Consider the following 2,500-nt stretch of genomic DNA (forward strand, 5'->3'; position numbering starts at 1 on the left):
GAGGGAAAGGCGAAAAGAACCCCGGAGAGGGGAGTGAAATAGAACCTGAAACCGTGTGCGAAGCAGTAGGGAGCTCCGCAAGGAGTGACTGCGTACCTTTTGTATAATGGGTCAGCGACTTACTGTTCGTGGCAAGCTTAACCGTATAGGGGAGGCGAAGGGAAACCGAGTCTGATAAGGGCGCATAGTCGCGGGCAGTAGACCCGAAACCGGGTGATCTAGTCATGCCCAGGGTGAAGGTGCGGTAACACGCACTGGAGGCCCGAACCCACTCCCGTTGCAAAGGTAGGGGATGAGGTGTGATTAGGAGTGAAAAGCTAATCGAACCCGGAGATAGCTGGTTCTCCTCGAAAGCTATTTAGGTAGCGCCTCATATGTATCCTCTCGGGGGTAGAGCACTGTTATGGCTAGGGGTCATCGCGACTTACCAAACCATTGCAAACTCCGAATACCGAGACGGACTGTATGGGAGACACACGGCGGGTGCTAACGTCCGTCGTGAAAAGGGAAACAACCCAGACCCACAGCTAAGGTCCCAAATTTTGTGCTAAGTGGAAAACCATGTGGAAAGGCACAGACAGCCAGGAGGTTGGCTTAGAAGCAGCCACCCTTTAAAGAAAGCGTAATAGCTCACTGGTCGAGTCGGTCTGCGGGGAAGATTTAACGGGGCTAAGCACAGAACCGAAGCTTGGGGTGCATACTTTGTATGCGCGGTAGAGGAGCGTTCCGTAAGCCGTTGAAGGTGGATTGAGAAGTCTGCTGGAGGTATCGGAAGTGCGAATGCTGACATGAGTAACGATAATGCGGGTGAAAAACCCGCACGCCGAAAGCCCAAGGTTTCCTTGCGCAACGTTAATCGGCGCAGGGTGAGTCGGCCCCTAAGGCGAGGACGAAAGTCGTAGTCGATGGGAAGCAGGTTAATATTCCTGCACCTCGCGTAAGTGCGATGGAGGGACGGAGAAGGTTAGGTGTACCAGGCGTTGGTTGTCCTGGGGAAAGGCGGTAGGTTTGGATCTTTGGCAAATCCGGGATCCTCTAAGACCGAGCACCGAGACGAGCCTTTATGGCGAAGTCACTGATACCACGCTTCCAGGAAAAGCTCCTAAGCTTCAGCTTACGCAGACCGTACCGTAAACCGACACAGGTGGGTAGGATGAGAATTCTCAGGCGCTTGAGAGAACTCGGGTGAAGGAACTAGGCAACATGGCACCGTAACTTCGGGAGAAGGTGCACCCTTTTTGGCTCGTGCGAGCTATAGCTGAAGAGGGTCGCAGTAACCAGGCCGCTGCGACTGTTTATCAAAAACACAGCACTCTGCAAACACGAAAGTGGACGTATAGGGTGTGACGCCTGCCCGGTGCTGGAAGGTTAATTGATGGGGTCAGCCGCAAGGCGAAGCTCTTGATCGAAGCCCCAGTAAACGGCGGCCGTAACTATAACGGTCCTAAGGTAGCGAAATTCCTTGTCGGGTAAGTTCCGACCTGCACGAATGGCGTAACGACAGCGGCGCTGTCTCCACCCGAGACTCAGTGAAATTGAAATCGCTGTGAAGATGCAGCGTTCCCGTGGCAAGACGGAAAGACCCCGTGAACCTTTACTATAGCTTTACACTGAACGTTGAGTTCGTCTGTGTAGGATAGGTGGGAGGCTATGAAACTGTGGCGCCAGCTGCAGTGGAGCCATCCTTGAAATACCACCCTGTCGTGCTTGACGTTCTAACCTGGGCCCATTATCTGGGTCGGGGACCGTGTATGGTGGGTAGTTTGACTGGGGCGGTCTCCTCCTAAAGAGTAACGGAGGAGCTCGAAGGTACGCTCAGCGCGGTCGGACATCGCGCACTGTGTGCAAAGGCATAAGCGTGCTTGACTGCAAGATCGACGGATCAAGCAGGTAGGAAACTAGGACTTAGTGATCCGGTGGTTCTGTATGGAAGGGCCATCGCTCAACGGATAAAAGGTACTCCGGGGATAACAGGCTGATACCGCCCAAGAGTTCATATCGACGGCGGTGTTTGGCACCTCGATGTCGGCTCATCACATCCTGGGGCTGTAGTCGGTCCCAAGGGTATGGCTGTTCCATTTAAAGTGGTACGCGAGCTGGGTTCAGAACGTCGTGAGACAGTTCGGTCCCTATCTGCCATGGGCGTTGGAGATTTGAGAGGGGCTGCTCCTAGTACGAGAGGACCGGAGTGGACGAACCTCTGGTGTTCCGGTTGTCACGCCAGTGGCATTGCCGGGTAGCTATGTTCGGAAGCGATAACCGCTGAAAGCATCTAAGCGGGAAGCGCGCCTCAAGATGAGATCTCCCGGGGCACAAGCCCCCTGAAGGAACCATGTAGACTACGTGGTTGATAGGTCAGGTGTGTAAGTACAGCAATGTATTGAGCTAACTGATACTAATGATCCGTGCGGCTTGACCATATAACCTCAAGTTGCCTTGGCTTTACGACAGCGTCGTAAGAGCATCCAAGTGCACGCTACGTCACAAGAACTACGAGAGG

The 2,500-nt window shown here is 53.8% G+C and carries 1 rRNA gene (running past one end of the window); it reads left to right on the forward strand.

Features of this window, described 5'->3' with window-relative positions:
• A 23S ribosomal RNA gene (locus ROV95_RS04655) occupies positions 1–2,420 on the forward strand; it begins 450 nt to the left of the window's first position.
• Positions 2,421–2,500 lie beyond the last annotated feature (80 nt).

Origin of the sequence: Stenotrophomonas maltophilia group sp. msm1, from assembly GCF_032025805.1 — a bacterium.
Lineage (GTDB): Bacteria > Pseudomonadota > Gammaproteobacteria > Xanthomonadales > Xanthomonadaceae > Stenotrophomonas > Stenotrophomonas hibiscicola.